Annotated in this window: 13 protein-coding genes and 5 pseudogenes; 11 read left to right on the top strand and 7 right to left on the bottom strand. The window is 71.4% G+C overall.

The window, feature by feature from the left end; all coding sequences use genetic code 11:
- Positions 1 to 61: 61 nt before the first annotated feature.
- Entirely contained in the window at positions 62 to 415 is a 354-nt protein-coding gene (locus tag QMQ26_RS31820) for a beta/gamma crystallin domain-containing protein (RefSeq protein ID WP_111552088.1), read from the bottom strand.
- Positions 416 to 537: 122 nt separating this feature from the next.
- On the bottom strand, positions 538 to 1,290 hold the full coding sequence (locus QMQ26_RS31815; RefSeq protein ID WP_282203643.1) for an SseB family protein: 753 nt from the start codon (positions 1,288 to 1,290) through the stop codon (positions 538 to 540).
- Between the two features lie 116 nt (positions 1,291 to 1,406).
- On the opposite strand from QMQ26_RS31815, the gene QMQ26_RS31810 reads away from it, so the two are divergent.
- From QMQ26_RS31810 to QMQ26_RS31795, 4 genes and pseudogenes are all read left to right on the top strand, one after another.
- Positions 1,407 to 2,210 carry a serine hydrolase gene (locus QMQ26_RS31810; protein WP_282203642.1) on the top strand — a complete coding sequence of 268 codons (804 nt, stop codon included), beginning with the start codon at positions 1,407 to 1,409 and terminating at the stop codon, positions 2,208 to 2,210.
- 22 nt (positions 2,211 to 2,232) lie between these two features.
- Positions 2,233 to 3,452, top strand: a pseudogene (locus QMQ26_RS31805) (alanine racemase).
- 304 nt (positions 3,453 to 3,756) lie between these two features.
- On the top strand, positions 3,757 to 4,164 hold the full coding sequence (locus QMQ26_RS31800) for a YciI family protein (RefSeq protein WP_100839250.1): 408 nt from the start codon (positions 3,757 to 3,759) through the stop codon (positions 4,162 to 4,164).
- A gap of 65 nt (positions 4,165 to 4,229) precedes the next feature.
- Positions 4,230 to 5,380: pseudogene (locus QMQ26_RS31795) on the top strand (RNA polymerase sigma factor).
- Between the two features lie 103 nt (positions 5,381 to 5,483).
- Here QMQ26_RS31795 and QMQ26_RS31790 read toward each other — a convergent pair.
- Positions 5,484 to 6,644, bottom strand: coding sequence for a DUF2510 domain-containing protein (locus QMQ26_RS31790; RefSeq protein ID WP_282203641.1), 1,161 nt, complete (start codon positions 6,642 to 6,644; stop codon positions 5,484 to 5,486).
- A 251-nt stretch (positions 6,645 to 6,895) separates the two neighbouring features.
- Between QMQ26_RS31790 and QMQ26_RS31785 the strand changes: the two genes are divergently transcribed.
- Positions 6,896 to 7,702 (top strand): gamma-glutamyl-gamma-aminobutyrate hydrolase family protein, encoded by an 807-nt coding sequence (locus QMQ26_RS31785; protein ID WP_282203640.1) that lies wholly within the window; start codon positions 6,896 to 6,898, stop codon positions 7,700 to 7,702.
- A 34-nt stretch (positions 7,703 to 7,736) separates the two neighbouring features.
- Here QMQ26_RS31785 and QMQ26_RS31780 read toward each other — a convergent pair whose 3' ends face one another.
- Positions 7,737 to 9,044 (bottom strand): chromate transporter, encoded by a 1,308-nt coding sequence (locus QMQ26_RS31780; RefSeq protein WP_282203639.1) that lies wholly within the window; start codon positions 9,042 to 9,044, stop codon positions 7,737 to 7,739.
- Positions 9,045 to 9,238: 194 nt separating this feature from the next.
- On the opposite strand from QMQ26_RS31780, the gene QMQ26_RS31775 reads away from it, so the two are divergent.
- The 3 genes and pseudogenes from QMQ26_RS31775 (at position 9,239) to QMQ26_RS31765 (ending at position 13,417) form a co-directional block, all read left to right on the top strand.
- Positions 9,239 to 10,291, top strand: a complete 1,053-nt coding sequence (locus tag QMQ26_RS31775) for a cation diffusion facilitator family transporter (RefSeq protein WP_282203638.1) — start codon at positions 9,239 to 9,241, stop codon at positions 10,289 to 10,291.
- Positions 10,292 to 10,383: 92 nt separating this feature from the next.
- Positions 10,384 to 11,336: pseudogene (locus QMQ26_RS31770) on the top strand (5'-3' exonuclease).
- A 149-nt stretch (positions 11,337 to 11,485) separates the two neighbouring features.
- Positions 11,486 to 13,417, top strand: a complete 1,932-nt coding sequence (locus tag QMQ26_RS31765; RefSeq protein ID WP_282203637.1) for a DNA/RNA helicase domain-containing protein — start codon at positions 11,486 to 11,488, stop codon at positions 13,415 to 13,417.
- Positions 13,418 to 13,764: 347 nt separating this feature from the next.
- Here QMQ26_RS31765 and QMQ26_RS31760 read toward each other — a convergent pair whose 3' ends face one another.
- The 3 genes from QMQ26_RS31760 to QMQ26_RS31750 are packed head-to-tail and all read right to left on the bottom strand — an operon-like array spanning position 13,765 to position 16,153.
- Positions 13,765 to 14,514: an HsdM family class I SAM-dependent methyltransferase gene (locus QMQ26_RS31760; RefSeq protein ID WP_282203636.1), complete on the bottom strand. Its 750-nt coding sequence runs from the start codon at positions 14,512 to 14,514 to the stop codon at positions 13,765 to 13,767.
- A complete protein-coding gene (locus QMQ26_RS31755; RefSeq protein WP_282203635.1) occupies positions 14,421 to 15,233 on the bottom strand; it encodes an N-6 DNA methylase in 813 nt (270 codons plus the stop codon). Before QMQ26_RS31755 ends, QMQ26_RS31760 begins: the two co-directional genes overlap by 94 nt.
- Before the next feature lie 14 nt (positions 15,234 to 15,247).
- Positions 15,248 to 16,153 carry a restriction endonuclease subunit S domain-containing protein gene (locus QMQ26_RS31750; protein ID WP_282203634.1) on the bottom strand — a complete coding sequence of 302 codons (906 nt, stop codon included), beginning with the start codon at positions 16,151 to 16,153 and terminating at the stop codon, positions 15,248 to 15,250.
- 1,023 nt (positions 16,154 to 17,176) lie between these two features.
- On the opposite strand from QMQ26_RS31750, the pseudogene QMQ26_RS31745 reads away from it, so the two are divergent.
- From QMQ26_RS31745 to QMQ26_RS31735, 3 genes and pseudogenes are all read left to right on the top strand, one after another.
- A pseudogene (locus QMQ26_RS31745) lies at positions 17,177 to 17,684 on the top strand (5'-3' exonuclease); the annotation flags it as partial.
- 564 nt (positions 17,685 to 18,248) lie between these two features.
- Positions 18,249 to 18,590, top strand: coding sequence for a hypothetical protein (locus QMQ26_RS31740; RefSeq protein ID WP_282203633.1), 342 nt, complete (start codon positions 18,249 to 18,251; stop codon positions 18,588 to 18,590).
- Positions 18,587 to 19,534 (top strand): annotated as a pseudogene (locus QMQ26_RS31735) (NERD domain-containing protein); the annotation flags it as partial. The gene QMQ26_RS31740 and the pseudogene QMQ26_RS31735, both read left to right, overlap by 4 nt.
- Positions 19,535 to 19,926 lie beyond the last annotated feature (392 nt).

The following is a 19,926-nucleotide window of genomic DNA, read 5'->3' as shown; positions in this document are numbered from 1 at the left end:
ACGCCGTCCCGCCCCGCCGCCACGATCGGCGGCGGGGCGGGGCAGGACAGGAGGGGCGGGGTCAGAGGATCTGGATGGACTTCACCCGGGGCGGGTGGTTGGGGAAGGTGATGTCGTGCCAGCGCGTGATCTTCACCGAGTCGCCGTTGGCGTCGTAGTAGATGAGGTCGTTGTTGCCCGTGGAGATCCGGTCGACCCACCAGTTGCCGAAGTCCGTGCGGCCGGCGTTGGCGTAGCAGTCGACGCTCTGCTTGCCGTCGAGGTGGGACCAGATCTTGAGGTAGTTCTCGCCGCCCTTGCACTCGATGTGGTTGATGGCGTATGCCTCGCCGCTCGGTACGACGACGGTGAGGGCGGTGGCTGCGGCGAACGCGAGGGCCGCCGAGAAGGCGGTCCGCTTGGTCCTAGAGAACACGGGGTCTCCTTCGGTGCGGGGCCCGCTGACGAGGCGTCAGCGGGACCGGGAGACCTCAACGTACCGAGGGGCGACATGCCCCCGAACGCACCACTCCGAACACGAACCAAGGTTGTGCGACTTCACTCGTTCGTGTTCGCAACGTAGAACGGCGACCGGTCGGGACTGCGGGCCAGGAAGGCGAGTTGGAGGCCCCGGTCGAGGCGGAGGCGGAGGGCCGGGTCGGCGGCCAGCGCCGGGCCGAGGCGGGCGGCGAGGGCCTGGACGGCGGCGGGGTCGGCGGCCGGGTCGGCCAGGACCAGGGCCAGGGTCGCGTCGGCGTCGGCGGCCGAGGCGAGGTGGGCGGCGGTGACGGCGGGTTCGGCCGCGAGCAGGGTGCGCAGGGCCTGCTGCACCTCGGGGTCGCGGTGCGGCGGGAGGTAGCGGCGGTTCTCCGCGACGGCGCGCAGGCGGGCACCGGACAGCTGGTAGGCGACCGGGCCGGCCGGGTCGATCAGCAGGGTGTCGGCGCGCTCGGCGAAGGCCACCATCGCGGCCTGCGGGGCGACCGTCGGGGCCGGGCGGGCGTCCGGGCGCCAGGCGGCCATGGTGGCCAGCGAGGTGAAGGCGGGCAGGGCGCGGCGGCCGTCGGGGGCCTCCACGACGGGGACGGCCATGTCGCTGGTCTTCTCGTGCCGGTGTCCGTCAGCACCCACCTCGACCTCGCCGAGCAGTGCCACGATGGGCACCATCAACCGGCTCGGTGTGAGGGCGGCGAGCAGGTCGGGCTCGGTGGCCGGGTCCTGCTGCCAGGCGGCGAGGGCCGCGGCGAGGGCGGGATCGGCGGTGCCGTCGTCCTCGGCGAACCCGGGGTTGGGGATGTTCTTGCGCTCCACCCCGTGAGGGTATGCCACGTTTACCTCGGGGCGGATCGCGGAGACGGGTCCGACGGCGGTGCGGACGGACGGGCAGTCCTGGCTGGTGCAGGCGGTGCGGGCGGAGGAGGTGGCCGGTGGAGCGGCGTGGGCGGTTGGCGGTGGCGGCCGTGGTGCCCGGGACGGGCGCGGCGGCGGTGCGCGGCGGCGGGCTGTTCGTGACGGCGAGCACGGTGAAGGTCGACCTGGTCGCCGCGCTGCTGCTGCGGCACGGCGGGGAGGGCCGACTGACCGACGGACAGCGGGAATTGGCAGAGCTGTCGATCGTCCGCAGCGACAACGCGGCGGCGAGCGAGCTGTACCTGCTGGTGGGCGGGGCCGACGGGCTGGACGCGGCGTACCGGGCGCTCGGCCTGGTGGAGACTGTCGCCGGGCGGGACGGGTACTGGGGGCTGACCCGGACGAGCGCCGGTGACCGGGTGCGGCTGCTGCGGCAGGTCTTCGGAGCGCCGGTGGCGGCGGGTCCGGGGGCGGCGGCGGGGGCGCTGCCCGGGCGGGAGTGGCTGGCCGCGCTGATGGGGCGGGTGGTGGCCGAGCAGGCGTGGGGCGTCTCGGCGACGGTCGGGGACGGGGGCGGGGGCGGAGTCCGGTTGAAGAACGGTTGGCTGCCGCGCAGCGCCACCGGGCGGTGGGTGGTCAACAGCACCGGCGCGGTGGGGGCCGGGACGCTGGTGGCGGTGCTCTCCGACGGCTGGCGGGAGAAGGCGGAGGGCGTGGCGGCGGTGGAGGCGGCGGCGCGCTGGGCGGTGACCTCGGTGACTGCGGCGGCTCCGGCGGTGGCGGTGGCGGCAACGGCAACGGCGCTGACGGCAACGGCCGGGCGGGGGCCGGGCGGACGCGACACCGGGGATTGGGGGCCCGGTGGATCTACCGCCCAGTAGGGGGATGTGGCAGTCTGCGCCCATGGCACTCGTTGAAACCGCCGCGACCAGCGGCACCGTCTCCGACCGGGCCCGCTACGACCGGGCGACGGCGCACCTGGACGCGCCGCTGGCCATCGTCGACCTGGCGGCGTTCGACGCGAACGCCGCGGACCTGGTGCGGCGGGCGGGCGGGAAGCCGATCCGGGTGGCGTCGAAGTCGGTGCGGTGCCGGGCGCTGCTGGAGCGGGTGCTCGGGACGGACGGCTTCGCGGGGGTGATGAGCTTCACCCTGGCGGAGACGCTGTGGCTGGTGGAGTCCGGGTTCACCGACGTGCTGCTGGCGTACCCGTCGGCGGACCGGGCCGGGTTCGGACGGCTGACCGCGGACCCGGAGCTGGCGCGGCAGGTCAGCGTGGTGGTGGACGACGAGGCGCAGTTGGACCTGATCGACGCGGCCCGGGAGGGCTCGGCGACGGTGCGGGTCTGCCTGGAGCTGGACACCTCGCTGCAACTGCTGGGCGGCCGGCTCCGGGTGGGCGCGCGGCGCTCGCCGCTGCGGACGCCCGAGCAGCTCGGCCGGTTCGCCGAACTGGTGGGCCGCCGCCGGGGTTCGAGGTGGTCGGGCTGATGGCGTACGAGGGCCACGTGGCGGGCGTCGGGGACGCGGTGCCGGGGCGTCCGCTGCGGTCGGCGGCGGTGCGGCTGATGCAGGCGAAGGCCCGGTCGGAACTGGCGGTGCGGCGCGCCGAGGTGGTCCGACGGGTGCGCGAGGTCGCCGAGTTGGAGTTCGTGAACGGCGGCGGCACGGGCAGCGTGGAGTCGACGGTCGCGGAGCGCGCGGTGACCGAGGTGGCGGCCGGTTCGGGCCTGTTCGTGCCCCGGCTGTTCGACAACTACCGCGCCTTCCACGGGCGCCCGGCGGCGCTGTTCGCGCAGCCGGTGGTGCGGCGCCCCGGGGTGGGCGTGGTGACGGTGCTGGGCGGCGGCTATCCGGCGTCCGGCCCGGCGGGCGCGGACCGCTCCCCCGTCCCGTACCTGCCGGCCGGTCTGCGCTACGACCCGCAGGAGGGCGCGGGCGAGGTGCAGACACCGCTGCTGGGCTCGGCCGCGGACGACCTGCTGATCGGCGACCGGGTCTGGTTCCGGCACGCGAAGGCGGGCGAACTGTGCGAGCGCTTCCCGCAGTTGCACCTGATCGAGGGCGACACGATCACCGACACCGTGCCGACCTACCGGGGCGAGGGCCACACCTTCCTCTGACCTCCGGCGGCGAGTTTGGCCTCGGAGCTCCGGCGGGTCGTCACGGACGCTCCCTTCCGGGTCCGGGTGCGCAGCCGGCGCTCCGCACGGGTCGTACGGGTCGCACGGAGGCGGTGGGACTTCAAGCGCGGTCGAGGTCAAACACCCGTTCCCGCTGCTCCGGGCCGACGGGGACCGCCCCGAGGACCGTCCGGAGAAACTTCCGGAGGTTTTTCCGCCGGTCGTGTCGAGAACCCGTCGGCGGCTCCGTCCCAGGGGTGAAGGCGGCCACAATGGGCCGCACCAGTACCTAGGAGTGAGACCGATGGCCAAGTACCTGATGCTGAAGCACTACCGCGGCGCGCCGGCCCCCGAGGGCTTCGTCCCGATGGACCGGTGGACGCCCGAGGAGGTCACCGCCCACATCCAGTACATGCGCGACTTCGCGGCGAAGCTGGAGCAGAGCGGCGAGTTCGTGGACGCCCAGGCGCTCGCGCCCGAGGGGACGTGGGTGCAGTACGGCGGCGAGGGCCGGCCGCCGGTCACCGACGGGCCGTTCGCCGAGACCAAGGACCTGATCGCCGGGTGGATGGTGATCGACGTGGACAGCTACGAGCGGGCGCTGGAGCTGGCCGCGGAGCTGTCGGCGGCGCCGGGCGCGGGCGGCGAGCCCATCCACGAGTGGCTGGAGCTGCGCCCGTTCATGTCCGAGCCGCCGACCGTCACGGAGTGACCCCGGTGTCCTGGCCGCCGAACCGGCCGGACCGGCCGAACCAGTGGGACCGGCCGGCCCCGCCGATGGACGAGGCGCTGCTGCGCGTCCTCACCCCGAGGTGCTGGCCGTGCTGGTCCGTCGCGGGGCGGACTTCGCGGCGGCCGAGGACGCCGTCCAGGAGTCCCTGGTGGAGGCCGTCCGGCGCTGGCCGGACGAGCCCCCGCGGGACCCGAAGGGCTGGCTGGTCACCGTCGCGTGGCGGCGCTTCCTGGACGCGGCCCGGGCCGACACCGCGCGCCGCCGCCGCGAGGACCTGGTGGACGAGCAGCCCGGGCCCGGCCCGGTGCCGGACACCGACGACTCGCTGCGGCTGTACTTCCTGTGCGCGCACCCGTCGCTGAGCGCGTCCTCGGCGGTGGCGCTGACGCTGCGCGCGGTCGGCGGGCTCACCACCCGGCAGATCGCCGCGGCGTACCTGGTGCCGGAGGCCACCATGGCGCAGCGGATCTCCCGGGCCAAGCGCACCGTCTCGGGCGTGCGGCTGGACCGGCCGGGGGACGTGGCGACGGTGCTGCGGGTGCTCTACCTGGTCTTCAACGAGGGCTACTCGGGGGACGTCGACCTCGCCGCGGAGGCGATCCGGCTGACCAGGCAGCTGGCGGCCCGGATCGACCACCCGGAGGTGTCCGGCCTGCTGGCGCTGATGCTGCTGCACCACGCCCGCCGGGCCGGGCGGACCGCGCCGGACGGCAGCCTGGTGCCGCTGGCCGAGCAGGACCGCACCCGCTGGGACACCGCCGCGATCGCCGAGGGCGTCGCGGTCCTCCAGGCGGCGCTAGCCCGCGACCGGCTCGGCGAGTTCCAGGCTCAGGCGGCGATCGCCGCCCTGCACGCGGACGCGCCGACCGCCGCCGAGACGGACTGGGTGCAGATCGTCGAGTGGTACGACGAGCTGGCCGCGCTGACGGACAGCCCCGTGGTGCGGCTGAACCGGGCCGTCGCGGTCGGCGAGGCGGACGGCCCCCGCGCGGGCCTGGCCGCGCTCGCCGCGCTGGACGACGCGCTGCCCCGGCACACCGCCGCCCGCGCGTACCTGCACGAACGGGCCGGCGACCTGCCGACCGCCGCCGAGCTGTACGCCCGGGCCGCCCGCGCGGCCGGCACGCAGGCCGAGCGGGACCACCTGATACGGCAGGCCGCCCGGCTCAACACCCTGCTGCACGAAGGGATTTGATCCGCCCCACGGTGCGGCAGCGGTACGGCCGCGGCCCGGCGCGCCGTTCCCCCGGACGGGAGGGAGCGGCACGCCGGGCCGCGGCCGGCGGAGGGTGCGGCGGTCAGGTGGTGGTGCCGCCACCGCCGCCCTGGAGGGAGCCGGGGTCGACCTTGGTGATGCCCTGCAGGATGCTGTCCATCTGGTCCAGGCCGGGCGCCTTGTCGGCGATGTCGAAGCCGAAGTGGACGGCGGTCAGCGCCTTGCCGTCGGCGGTCGGGAAGACCACCGTCTCCACGTAGCCCGGGTTGCCCTTCGCCGCGTCGACCTGCCAGCGCACCAGGTAGCCGGAGCGGCCGGCCACCGTGACCGCCTCGTTCTTCAGCTCCTTGTGGCCGTTCAGGTCGCCGTAGGCCTCCTTCGCGGCGGCGGCGATGTCCTGCTGCGCGGCCTGCTTGGCGTCGGTGCCGCTGATCTTGCCGGTGGACACCCCGCCCAGCGAGCAGTTGTCCGAGCCGTCGACGCAGGTGTAGCTGCCGGTGGAGATGCCGGCGTAGCCCTCCGTGCTGGTGCCGCCGGTCCAGCCGCTCGGGATGGGCAGCGAGATCCCGTTGACCATGTCGATGGCGGCCTTGGCGTTCGCCCCGCTCCCGTTGCCATTGCCCTGGCCGTTGCCCTGACCATTGCCCTGGCCGTTTCCACCGGTGCCGCCGGTGCCGCCGTTCCCGTTGCCGCCCTGGCCGTTGCCGCCGCCGAAGCCGAAACCGAACGGGTCGCTGGGGTTGGCCTTCCCGTTGCCGTTCCCGTTGCTGTTCCCGCCGGTGCCACCGTTGCCGCCGTTCCCGCCGTAGCGGTGCCCGTCCGAGCTGGAGGCGGCCGTGGACTTGGTGCCGTCCCGGTGGCCGTCCATCGCCAGGTAGGTGACGCCGGAGCCGATCGCGAGGCCGAGCACGGCGGCGACCGAGGCGGCCACCAGGACCGGCTTGGACGGCTTGCGGCGGGGCGGCGGGGCGGCCGCCGCGAACTGCCCGGCGTACGGGGGCAGCGGGGGGTAGTGCACGGCCTGCCCGGAGGCGTCCAGCACGGTGCCCTCCAGGACGGCGGTGTCCTCGGGGCCGACCGCGCCGGTGCCGGCGTCCGGGCCCGGGGCGGGCGCGGTGTCGGCGGGGGCCGGGCGGGTCTCGGCGGTCCAACCCTTGCCGTCCCACCAGCGCTGGGGGCGGGGGTCGCTGTCGGTGTCGACGGGGTCCGGGTACCACCCGGCCGGAATCTGCTGCTCGCTCACGGTAGAGACCCTAGGCGGCTGCGGATAAGCGGGAAATCAGCGCGGGGCCGCAAACGGGTGTCCGGCGATGAGATTCCGGTGAGAATCGTCCGCTCGCGCCTCTTTGGGGCTCCCCGGAGTGGTTCCGGCCGCGGCGGCGGAGGGCCGGGGCGGCCGCCGGGGGCGTGAGCTGTGCTCCACGCGCCTGAAGGGGCGCGTGCGGGTGGTGGGTCGCCCGGCGGGGGGCGCGCACGGGCGGCAGAATGCGCGCCATGACTTCTCGCCCCGTGATCGGCATCAGCACCTTCCTCACCGACGCCGCCTGGGGGCGGTGGGAGACCATCCGCTCCGCGCTGCTCCCCGCGCGCTACCCCGAGCTGGTGCGCGAGGCCGGCGGGATCGCCCTGATGCTGCCGCCGGACGCCCCGGAGCACGCCGCGGCCGTGGTCTCCCGGCTGGACGGCCTGGTGATCGCGGGCGGCGAGGACGTCGACCCGGCCCTGTACGGCGAACGCCCCCACCCGATGACGGTGGCCTGCGCCCCCGAGCGCGACCTGTGGGAGGCCGCGCTGATCCGCGCTGCGCTCGCCGCCGGCACCCCGCTACTGGGCATCTGCCGGGGCATGCAGCTGCTGAACGTGGTGTGCGGCGGCTCGCTGATCCAGCACCTGCCGGACGTGGTCGGCGAGGAGCTGAGTCACGTCGGCGCGCCCGGCGAGTACGGGCGGCACCCGGTCCGGCCGGTCCCCGGCACGCTGCTCGCGGACCTGCTGCCGGAGGAGTCGCTCTCCGTCCCGACCTTCCACCACCAGGCGGTGGCCCGGCTCGGCGAGGGCCTGACCGTCAGCGCGTACGCCGAGGACGGCACCGTCGAGGCGGTCGAGGGCGCGGGCTTCACGGTCGGCGTCCAGTGGCACCCCGAACAGGGCGAGGACCTGCGGGTGGCCCGCGCCCTGGTGCACGCGACCCGGCTGGCCCCGTTCACCGCCCCGGCCGAACCGGTCGTCGTCCCGGCCGTGCCGGTCGTCGTCCCGGTCGGACCGGTCGTCCCGGGGACCGCTGCCTCCCCCAGCCGCTGAGACGCCCGCCCCGGGTCCGGGGGCCCGCCCGAGCTCAGGGCAGCGCGGCCCCGGTCACGGCGGCGAGCACGCCGAGGCCGGCCGCGCCGAGCAGGCAGGGCACCACGCCCCGGCGCAGCACCAGCAGCCAGAGCGCGGCGAGGACCAGCACCGCGTACTGCCAGGGGCGGCCGAGGGCCAGGGCGAGCGGGAGGGCGGAGCCGGCGATCGCGCCGATGACGGCGGGGCCGGCGCCGGTGAGGAAGTCCTGGACGGCGGTGTCGGCGCGCAGCCGGTCGAAGTGCGCCGCACCGAACAGCACGAACAGGAAGGACGGCGCGAAGGCCACCGCCGCGGCGAGCAGCCCGCCCGGGACGCCCGCGGCGGCATAGCCGACCACCGAGACGGTCTGCACCACCGGGCCGGGGGTGAGCTGGCCGAGCGCGACGGCGTTCAGGAACTGGCCGTCGGTCATCCAGTGGTAGCGCTCGACGGCGTCCTGCTGCATCAGCGGGATGATCACGAAGCCGCCGCCGTAGGACAGCGCCCCGACCTTGAGCGCGACCCAGGCCAGCGCGCCCGGGCCGCCGGTCGCGGCGAGGCCGGGCACCAGCAGCGGCAGCGCGGCGCGCGGGGACCGCTGCGGGCTCCCGGGCGCGCGCGGCGGGTCCGCGTCCGGTCGGCCCAGTGCGGCGTCCCCCGTTGGGCTGGTTCCCTCCGCACCTGTGCACCCGCGTCCGCACCCGCGTCCGCACTCGCGCCCGCGCTCGCGCCCGCGCTCGCGCCGGTGCTCGCGTCGACGGAAGGCGATCTCGGCGGCGCCGGTGGCCAGCAGGACCAGCACCAGCCACGGCCCGGTGAGGATCGCGGCGGCGGTGCCGAGCAGCAGGTAGACGGTCCAGCGGACCCGGGCCGGGCCGGGGCCGGAGCGCGCCAGGCTGGCCGGGACGAGGGTGGTGGCGGCCTGCACGGCGACGGCGGCGACCGCCCCGCCCGCGCCCGCGGCAGCGCCGAGCACCCAGCGCGGCGGGTCGCCCGCCAGGAACAGCCCGGACAGCAGCAGGATCAGCGCCAGCCCGGGCAGGATGAACGCCGCGCCGCCGACCAGCGCCCCGGCGGTGCCGCGCAGCCGCCAGGCCGTGAGGATCGCCAGCTGGGTGGAGGCTGGGCCGGGCAGCAGGTTGGTGGCGGCGATGCCGTCCTCGAACTCGCTCGCGGCGATCCAGCCGCGCCGCTCCACGCAGAGCCGGCGCAGCAGCAGGATGTGCGCGGGCGGGCCGCCGAAGCCCAGGACACCGATCCGGCCCCACTCGCGGGCGATCACCGTGAGCGGCACCCGTTCCACCGCGTCCCCCGCCACCACGTCCACTCCCCCGCCTGCCCGGCCGTCCGAGCGTCCGAGCGTCCGACCACCGCGCGAGCTGCGCGGATGCGCCGCGCACCTTACCCGGCCCGGGTGGCGTACCGGAGAACGACAACGGTCACCAGTGCAGCCTTTGGATCTTCCTCCGATCTGGGGTTCACTTCCGGTGCGGACACCAGAGCGGAGGGACCCCGATGGCCGAGCACGAGCACGACCACGGCAGTGACCACCAGCACGACCACGGGCACGGATCGCACGCCGGGCACGGCCACGCCGTGGCGGCGGACGCGGACCGCAGGTGGCTGTGGAGCGCGCTGGTCCTGCTGGTGGCGTTCATGGCGGGCGAGGTGGTGGTGGGCTTCGCCGCCCGTTCGCTGGCGCTGATCTCGGACGCGGCGCACATGCTGACCGACGCCGCCTCGATCGGGCTGGCCCTGGTGGCGATGCGGCTGGCGGCGCGTCCGGCGCGCGGCGGTTACACGTACGGGTTGAAGCGGGCCGAGATCCTCTCCGCGCAGGCGAACGGGGTGACGCTGCTGGTGCTGTCGGCCTGGCTGGGCTACGAGGCGGTGACCCGGCTGGTCTCGCCGCCGGAGGTGCAGGGGTCGCTGGTGCTGGTGACGGCGCTGGTGGGCGTGGTGGTGAACGTCGCGGCGACCTGGTGCCTGTCGAAGGCGAACCGGTCCTCGCTGAACGTGGAGGGCGCCTTCCAGCACGTGCTGACCGACCTGTACGCGTTCGTCGCGACGGCGGTGGCGGGCGCGGTGGTGCTGTTCACCAGGTTCGTCCGGGCGGACGCGATCGCCTCGCTGGTGGTGGTGGCGCTGATGCTGCGGGCCGGGACCGGGCTGGTGCGGGACTCGGCGCGGATCTTCCTGGAGGCCGCGCCGGCCGGGATCGACCCGGACGAGGTGGCGGACCGGCTGGTGGCCGCGCCGCAGGTGGAGGAGGTCCACGACCTGCACATCTGGGAGATCACCTCCAACCAGCCCGCGCTGTCGGCGCACATCCTGGTCGCCCCGGGCGGCGACTGCCACGCGGTGCGGCGCGGACTCCAGCGCCGGCTGCGCGAGGAGTACCGGATCACCCACGCCACCCTCCAGGTCGACCACCTCGGCGAGGACGACCGGGACGGGCTGCTCCAGATCGCCCCGAACAGCGCGGCCGCGGCCGCCGAGGAGGAGGCCCGCGAGCACTGCGCGGACGCGCACGGCCCGGTGCACCGGGCGGGCCCGCACCCGCACTGACGGCGGATCAGCCCCGGGCTGTCGGGGGGATGCGGCATGATCGGGGGGTGACCGCACCGACCGCACCGAGTGTCCCGACCGCGCCCCGGCTGATGCTGCTGGACACCGCGAGCCTCTACTTCCGCGCCTACTTCGGCGTCCCGGATTCGCTCCGCTCCCCGCAGGGCGAGCCGGTGAACGCGGTGCGCGGCCTGCTCGACTTCATCTCCCGCCTGGTCCACGACCACGGCCCGGACCAGCTGGTCGCCTGCATGGACGCCGACTGGCGCCCGCAGTGGCGGGTCGACCTGATCCCGACCTACAAGACCCACCGGGTCGCCGAGGCCGCCCAGGACGGCGCGGAGGAGGTCCCGGACACGCTGGCCCCCAGGTCCCGGTGATCGAACAGGTGCTGGACGCACTCGGCATCGCCCGCGTGGGCGCGCCCGACTACGAGGCCGACGACGTGATCGGCACCCTGGCGACCCGCGCCACCGGCCCGGTGCAGATCGTCACCGGCGACCGGGAGACTGCAGATTACCAACCCGCGCGCGTCCTGATCGTCACAGGCGACAGAGACCTCTTCCAGCTCGTCGACGACGCGCGCGGTGTCCAGGTCATCTACCCGGTCAAGGGCGTCGGCAACGCCGAGGTCATCACCGAGGCCGCCCTCCTCGACAAGTACGGCGTCACCGGCCCCGAGTACGCCGACATGGCCGCCCTGCGCGGCGACCCCAGCGACGGCCTCCCCGGCGTCAAGGGCATCGGCGAGAAGACCGCCACCCAACTCATCCGCGAGTACGGCGACCTCGCCGGCATCCGCGCCGCCGCCGCCGACCCCCTCTCCAAGCTCACCCCAGCCCGCCGCAAGAACATCCTGGAAGCCGCCCCCTACCTCGACGTCGCCCCCACCGTCGTCCGCGTCGCCACCGACATCCCCCTCCCCGCCTTCGACCCCACCCTCCCCCGCGAACCCCTCGACCCCATGGCCCTCGAGCACCTCGCCACCCGCTGGAACCTCGGCACCTCCCTCACCAGACTGTTGGAGGTCCTGGCCACTCACTGAGGCTGTGCGCGACCGGCCTTCCCAGGAGGTGAGACCGGCCGCTGTCTGACGCCCCTCGACCACGCAGTGATAATTCGGAAGCCGGTCGTCGCCAAGATTCGCCGGCGACCGGGAAGTCGAGACTGTGGCAAGGCGGGAGCGCAGCAAGGATGACCACGAAGAAGCCCTGGGGGGCACTGGAGGAGTACAGCTCCGCCAACGCCCTGGTGCGAAACATCGAGCGGTCGGTCAAGAAGATAACTGAGAGTTACCGGAGTGCCCACCCCCAAGGGGCAGCACCCTCGAGTTCGGACCTCGAATCATGGCAGGAGAGCCTCTTCGAGTTGGCGACGTTTCTGGTCGACGCCGGACTCGGACAGACGTCACTCTTCGTCGAGTACCGCGTGGACCCCGGAATGAATCCGATCGATGTCGTTATCGCAGGACGGCATCCCAGCGGAAACCTCAGCTTCGCAGCCATTGAGCTGAAGCAGTGGGGCTCGATCCATCGGCCGAACCTGGCGACCCCCAAAGGTCTCTGCGGCGCCTGCCAGGACCCGGAGGCCAATCGCCTCTGCGGGGACTGCGCTACGGGAATGGTGTTCGCACCGTTCTATGGAAAGCACAAAAAGCATCCTGCAGTGCAGGTCCACGACAACCTGATCGCGCTGCGGAGGCATCACAGCATGTTCGACAATCGGTATATAAACATCGTCGGTGCATCATACCTCCACAACCTCAAGGATGAGGATTCCCAGTGGATTAGCCAGGTGGCTCCGCATCCGGAGATCCCTACCTTCACCGCCCGGCAGCCCGATGATCTCCAAAAGTTCCTGGCCGCCAATTTCGCACCGGGTCTCGGCACCGAGGCCGCCCAGGCTCTCCTCAAGGGACGTCGCTCGACGGCGCTACTGACCGATGATGCGGGCTCCATCATCAACGGCTACTCGCAGTTCAGTCTGTTGGAGAACCAGTTGCGCGCTGTCAATGACATCATGGGCGCCGTGCGGGGCGGCCCCTCGGCTGGTGCGAAACGCGTCTTCGTCATCAGCGGCCGCGCTGGAACCGGGAAATCTCTGGTGGCCCTCGATGTACTCGGCCGCGCACTACGGGGTGGCCACCAAGCGCGATTTGTGTCTGGAGGAATCGCATCGCGCGACAATTTCAAGCGGGCAACCAGAGGGCACGGTCGCATGTTCCCGACGATCAACCAGATCGCAGACTCCGTCACGGCAGACGAACTCGATCTCATCGTCTGCGACGAAGCGCATCGACTCACCCATCGCCCCATGCAAGGCTCGCGCAAGGAACGGCCCGGAGAGACCACCGTGGCGGCAATCGTCAACCGCGCCAAGGTGCCCGTCTTCTTCATCGACGGGGATCAACGGATTTTCCCGAAGGAGGTGTGGTCACCTGACGTTCTCCGGACCGAGATCCAGTCGCTGGGCGCCGAAGTCGTCCCCATCACTCTAGACCGGGTCTTGCGCGCAGTTGGCAGTGCCACCTACGACAGGTGGATCCAACAGTTCCTCGCGGGCGCACCAATCCCTTGGGATGCTGGAGACGACCACGACCCAGAGCCGTTCAAGCTCTCCTACGCCGAGAATGCGACCGCCATGGAGGACTTCCTCAAGGAGAAGAATGCGTCCGGAGCAAGCGCCCGCATCAGCGCCGGAATGTGCTGGAAGTGGGACGACCGATCCGGAACCGTGCCAGAGGTGGCGCCAGACGAGACCTGGGCCCGCCCTTGGAACGCTGGGGATGGCCGCGTTCCGCCAGGCGTGCCGAAGCGAAAGTTCTGGGCTACCGGCGAAGGCGGCTTCAATCAGGTTGGCTGCATACACACAGCCCAAGGCCTGGAGTACGAGTGGGGTGGCGTCATCATTGGCCCAGACCTTTCCTGGGACAACGGAAAGTGGGAAGTCCACCGCGCGCACGTACGCAGCAAGGCTCGGCAGATCAAGCAGGACGCCGATCTTCTGCGCTCGGTCCGCAATGCTTATGGAGTGCTACTGTCGCGCTCCATACGCGGCACCGTGATCTACTCCGTCGATCCATCCACCAGGAAACTCCTAGCGGATCTCGGCGTGCCTAAGATATGACCCGAAGGTGTTCCGTGAAGCATAGAAGCGGAAAACCTTCCGACGAGTTCGCCGCAAGGCCATCTCCCTCTTGCACGAAGGACACTCCGCTCTTGCATCTGGGGCATTCCGGCCCCGCCCCATGGATCGCCCTACCATCGCGCACCATCAGGACTGCCGCGCGCTACGGAGCGCGGCAGTCCGAAGGGTTCGGCGTGACCATGGCCCGGTCCGCATCCCGCCACTTGACTTGAGACTCAGCTCCCAGGCTTCCCAGGGCTACCGCATATCGATGGCAGAGGGATCAGCCGCCCCTTGCTCGAATGGATGTCACACGGCCCTGGCGGTGGTGCCAGGGCCGGCCGGTTTCACAGCGCCTCGGTGACAGCTTCGAAGTGACTCAGAGCAGTCTTCAGCTTCTCCGTGATCTCGGCAGCAATGACTCCTGGTGACCGGTTGTCCGGGACGGGCGGTTCCAACGGCGGGCACACGAGGTCGAGGTTGGTGTCCTCACGCTTCATGAGTTCGTCGTAGGTGAACGGCCTGAACCGGTGGTCGGCACTTTCCTGCCGCGAGCTGCGGTCGCCCGTGCAAAGTGCCCGAACGATCTCGGCAGAGCCTTCAGCGTCCAGGTGGCTCTCACCACCAGTCGGTGAGGACCCCGTGCGCAGGTCGTAGACCCACAGCGTGCCTCCCGGTCCCCTACGCCCGGTGGGATGCCTGTCGAAGAAGAGGATGCTGGTGCGGACGCCGCGGGCGGTGGGGAAGACACCGGCAGGGAGCCGGATCAGGGTGTGGACGTCAAAGGTCTGCAGGAGCAGGCGTCGTACGTCCCGTGCGGCTCCCGTAGCGAACAGCACGCCGTCCGGCACGATCACTCCTGCCCGCCCTCCTGGCACGAGGATCGACATGATGTGCTGGAGGTAGTTGAGTGCTTTGCTGCTCGTCCGGACCGGAAGGTCGACGCGCGACTCGACCGCGGACTTCTCCTCACCCTTCATCGTGCCGAAGGGCGGGTTGGCGATCACGACCGTCGCCCGTGGCATCGCTGGGAGGCCGAAGGGGCTCTCATTCGTGACGCCCGGGCAGTCGGCATGCTTGGTGATGCCGTGCAGCAACAGGTTGGCGCCGGCAAGGTTGGTGAGGGCGGACTCGTTCCCTCTGATGCTGATGCGCCCGCCTGCGGACGGGGTTCGGTGCCGGGATTGTGCTCAAGGATGTACCGGTATGCCGCAGTGAGGAAGCTGCCAGCCTTGCACGCCGGGTCGGTGATGATGTCGTCCGGGCCCGGTCGCACCGTGGCGACCACGAGGTCGACGAGGGCACGCGGCGTGTAGTAGTCGGGGTTGCTGCCTCGCAGGTGCTGAAGGGCGCGTTCCAGGAGGTCGGACAGGACTTCGCCCTCGTCGTCGGCTGACACGCTGCCAACGTCCTGGGCGAGGCCCTCGTCCAGGACAGCGATGAGCTCCCGCAGCACGACCGGGTCGTCGATACTCTGGTGTGCATCGACGAACACGGCACCCAGCGCCGTCTCAGGGGCTGCGCCCAGATCGTGCAGCAACTGCCGATAGGTGCCGTAGGCGTCGGCGCTGGTAGTGAGATCAGTCCATGCCCCAGCTAGCGCAGCCAACGCGATCGGACCCGCAGCAGTCGCCTCTGCCGCTCTCCTGGTGAGTCGGCGGTGGGCCTGCCGGAACAACAACAGGTGCGCCACGGTCTGCAGGTGGGCACTGTCGAGACGGAAGTCCCCATCGTTGACCTGCTGCCAGCGACCCCACAAGCGGTCCGCCAGCGAGGGCGCCGCGTCCACCGCATCCAGGGGCAGGTTCTCGGGCACAGGACGGTCTCCCATCAGAAGTCGAACTCCTGCTGCTCGTATCCGGCATCGACTGACACGCCGAGCGCGTGGCCGACCACTGGCCTGAGCTGGGGAACACCCGGCGTGCTCATGGTGCAGAGCTGCCCGTCGCCGTCTGCTGCCGTCCCGCCCGGGGCGAGGCGACCCGAGAACGCCCGGGCGAGAACGGACAGACGAAGCGCGGCAGCTGCCCGGCTCGCGTCATCGAGCAGCGCACCGACCGCATCCACATGGTCCTTCCAGCGGTCGGCAGCCAGAACCAGTTCCGCCTGGGCAGCAGCACCTGGGACGCGCACACGCACGGCCCGGATGTCGTCCAACCTCAGTGTCCGGCTACCCGTGGTCGACGTAGCAAGCGGACGGAGCGGACGCAAGGTGCTGGGGGCGTTCCAGACCAGCTCGAGGTATCTCGGGTCGATGCCGTGGGGCCTGATGCGGGCCAGGTGGTTCTGGATGAGGATGTCGGGCAGCTGTCCGTGCCAGAGGGCGGCCTGGCCCAGACGGTCCGGGCTGCCGTTCTGGCGTACGATCAGGAGGTCGTCCTTCTGCAGAAGGTGGTGCTGGAGGAAGGACACTCTTTCCTTGGGGATGGTGAGGTGCTTGACCTTGTCGAGGTCGATGGTTTCGGGCGCGATGTTGGCGACACGCAGGTAGGTGTGGCGGACACCATCCTCTGCTGTTCGGGGCGCCTGGACTCCGCCGATGACGGAGGCGACCTCGTGGATGCGGTAGTGCGAAGCCCTTTCCGGTGGCCGGTTGTCGAGAGTCCCGTCAGCCACGGCGTCAAGGACGCTGTCCCACAACACGCGCAGGTCGCTCCGGGCGGCTGCTTGTGCCGCCTCACCTGCGTTGATGTCCGCCAGCATGCCTTCAACGACGGCGCTGGTGCGCTGCTGCACCGGCAGCGGCGGAACGGGCACGCTCCACGCTCGCACTGTTCCAGTGTCGAGATGCTTGAGGCTCGTGGTCCCCTTCAACCGCCCCGCGAACGCACCGCGGAGCGCGTCGTAGTACAGGACTCGGTGAAGGTAACCGGGATGCACACCCCGGCCTGGACGCACGCGGATGAGACTGCCGCTCAGGCAGCAGTCCTCCACCTCGCCGCTCCACAACGCGGGACGCCCCACCAGATGGGACTCCCCGACTTCCCGGTCACCACGATGTCACCTGGCGCCAACCGGTGCCGGGTCGCCTGATGACGCGTCAACCCCGTCTCCGCGAGCATCCGCAGATCCAAACCAGCCCAGCTGACATTCGCCGACGTCAGCTGGGCATGGAGTGCGATGCCGGGACCGGGGGAACGGACAGTGCCACTGCCGGCCTGCACCTGGGCGATTTGGCCGATCCGCAGGTGGGACCAACCCGGTGGGAGGTCCAGGGGAGCGGGCATGCCCGACCTCGTTTCCGGTAGTCGCTTCGCCGTCCACCCCAGGCGGGCAGGATCGTGGGACACCTGTGGCACGGCCACGGGGGACACGGGCGATTGCGTGCCCAACCGACCATTATGAGGCACCGGACCGACAAGCCACCCCTTGCCCCACAGCACCGAGCAGCAACCGGCCTCGCCACCTGTGTCGGCACCTTTCCGAAGCCTGGCGGGACGTCAGGAGACTGGCAGAAAAGGCGAGATGAGGTTTCAGGGGTGGTAAGAGCTCGATTCGATCTGACGGGCACCCTTGATCAGGGGCTCCGGCCCCGGAAGGATGTGAACTGTCCCGCCAGCGCTGGCGGCGACGGGGCTGTCGGCCTGCAGCAGGCTGACGAGCAGGAACCACAGCCATGGCAGCCCCTAGGTCACGTCGCTTCCGTTCTGCACCGCCGGCTTCCTCGCGGGCAAGGCGAGTCGCCTGCCTGGAAGAGTCGGCAGTAGGTCTATAACCGGCGACCGGGAGACTGCAGATTACCAACCCCCGCGGGTCCTGATCGTGACAGGTGACAGAGACCTCTTCCAGCTGGTGGACGACGCCCGCGGCATCCAGGTCATCTACCCGATCAAGGGCGTCGGCAACGCCGAGGTCATCAACGAGGCCTTCCTGCGCGAGAAGTACGGCGTCACCGGCGCCGAGTACGCCGACATGGCCGCCCTGCGCGGCGACCCGAGCGACGGCCTCCCCGGTGTCAAGGGGATCGGCGAGAAGACCGCCACCCAACTCATCCGCGAGTACGGCGACCTGGCCGGCATCCGCGCCGCCGCCGACCCCCTTCTCCAAGCTCACCCCGGCCCGCCGCAAGAACATCCTCGAAGGCGCCGCCTACCTCGACGTCGCCCCCACCATCGTCCGCGTCGCCACCGACGCCCCCCTCTCGGAGTTCGACCCCGTCATTCCCTGCGAACCCCTCGACCCCATGGCGCTGGAAGAGCTCTCCGCCCGCTGGGGCCTCGGCACCTCTCTCACCCGCCTCCTCGACACCCTCACGGCCACCCGCTGACGACGAAGCCCGACAGCGCCCTTTGCGAGCTGAGGGCGCCCACCCCTTCCACAGACGACTGAAGCAATTGGGCACAACGGGTTCGAGCTGTACTACGATCTCTAAATCGGGGTTGTTGACCCCCCGCGGAAAACTAGCACTGCAAAGCCCCTGAACTACGAAACCGTCTCTCAAGGGCTTTAGGCGATTCTCGTCCGTCCTCGTCCTCATGTGCACCCGTTGTGCACCGGGAGCCGGCGTACGCAGAGGAGAAGTTCGATGCCTCGGCTCTCCAGCGACAAGCTGGCGTCCTGACCCACCAGATCAACGCGGCGCGCGGTCTCGCACACGATCTGAGCCCTCTCGGTCAGGTCCGCAGCAACGCCGCGCTCCGCGCTCTGTGCGAGCAAGCGGCAGCACTACCGGCCTGCTCGAAGCAGTGGGCACGGCTCCTTGGGGAGGAAGTCCCTCTGAACGGTCGGGACGCTCCGGCTTAGCGGAGGCGCGGTCCCTGCTGGTCCTGCTGGACTTGCTGCGGGCGCGGTTGGAGCGGCTGCCGCTGCTCGACCGGGCGCTGGACCGGGTTTGGACATTGCGCTGATCGACGGGCTCGATGCGTCGGTTTGGCACGGGCCTGGCGGTGCGGGTGGGCTGTCCGCCGTGTTGCTGGAGCTGTTCGCGGTGGGCCTGGCGCTCGGCTTGGCGGCCAGCTCGGGCGAGCGTCGGCCGGCGGCGTTCCTCTGCCTGCTGCTCGGGCCGGGTGACCTCGGCCGTGAGCCGGCGACGTTCCGCGAGCACCGGGCGGACGTGTTCGGCGACGCGGAACAGTCCGCCAACCGTCCACCCAAGTTCCAACGTGAACGCTGTTCGTCTGTGATGCGGCCTAGAATCGCGGGGACGCAGGGGGCAGGACGGGGAGTGGTGTGAAAGACGAGCGGTGGACAACCGTCACCGAGTCGCAGTTCGAGCATGAGCGGCGCGGCCTGGAGGCGATCCGGCGGGCCCTCCGGGATCAGGACGGGGAGCCCTGGCGTGCCTGGTCGAACTTCACCTTCACCGCGAACAGCGGCCATGTCCGCGAGGTGGACCTCTTCATGGTCGCCCCTGCCGGCGTCTTCCTGATCGAGTTGAAGGACTGGCACGGCTCGGTCGCGGGCGGTGGTCGCGACTGGATCCAGACCACCCCGGGCGGTACGAACCGACGTCACTCCAATCCGCTGCACCTGTCCAACCAGAAGGCCAAGGAGCTGGCCGGTCTCGTCCAGTCGACCGTCGGTGCGCGCCCGCGCATCTGGGTCGGTGAAGCGGTCTGCTTCACCGACGACAGGCTCCGTCTGAACCTGCCCGCCGCAGACCTGAACGGCGTGTTCACGGTCAGGCAGTTGGCCGAGATGCTGGCCACGCCGCCCGGTGACGCCCGTTACGCGGTCACCGCCGAGATTTCCCGGAAGGTCGCGCAAGGACTGCAGAGCCTGGGGATCGCGCCGATCCGGCGGCAGGAGGAGGTCGGGGGGTACCTGCTCGACTCCACCTCCTTCGACTCCGGCCGGACCTGGGCCGACTACAGGGGTGAGCACACCCAGCTCCACGACATCGCCCGGGTGAGGGTGTTCCTCAGCGAGCGCGGCGCCTCGAACGCCGAGCGTGCCTCGGTGGAGAAGGCCGCCGCGCGTGAAGCTGCGGTGCTGAACCGGTTCCGGCACCCCGGCGCGGTGTCGGTGAAGAACTACCTGCCGTCCGGGCACCCGGCGGGCCCAGCGATCCTCTTCGACTACCACCCGCACACGATGCGCCTGGACGACTATCTCGTCAGCCACGGCCAGGAGCTCGATCTCCAGGCCCGTCTGGCCCTGGTTCGGCAGCTCGCGGAGACGATCCGCTCCGCGCATTCGCGCCGTATCTACCACCGTGCCCTGTCCGCCCACTGCGTGCACGTCATTCCGCGCAACCGTGGGGCGCGCGGGCATGAGCTCACCGAGGCCGAGCAGTGGGCCAGGCCCCGCCTGGAGATTGCGGACTGGCAGATCGCGGCCGGCGGGCCCGGGGCCGGTGCTTCCCGTGGCAGTGCTTCGGGTGGCGGGCGTCGTCTGTCGCAGATGATGTCGCCGACCTCGCTGTCCGCGCTGCACATCGCCGACCAGGCGGACCCCTACCTCGCGCCGGAGCTGACGGCAGCGAAGGCTGATCCAGTGCGCCTGGACGTTTATGGCCTGGGTGTACTCACCTATCTACTGGTCACGGGAAGGCCCCGGGGGCGAGCCAG

The organism is Kitasatospora fiedleri, from assembly GCF_948472415.1.
Lineage (GTDB): Bacteria > Actinomycetota > Actinomycetes > Streptomycetales > Streptomycetaceae > Kitasatospora > Kitasatospora fiedleri.
This window is presented reverse-complemented; position numbering and strand designations above follow the sequence as displayed.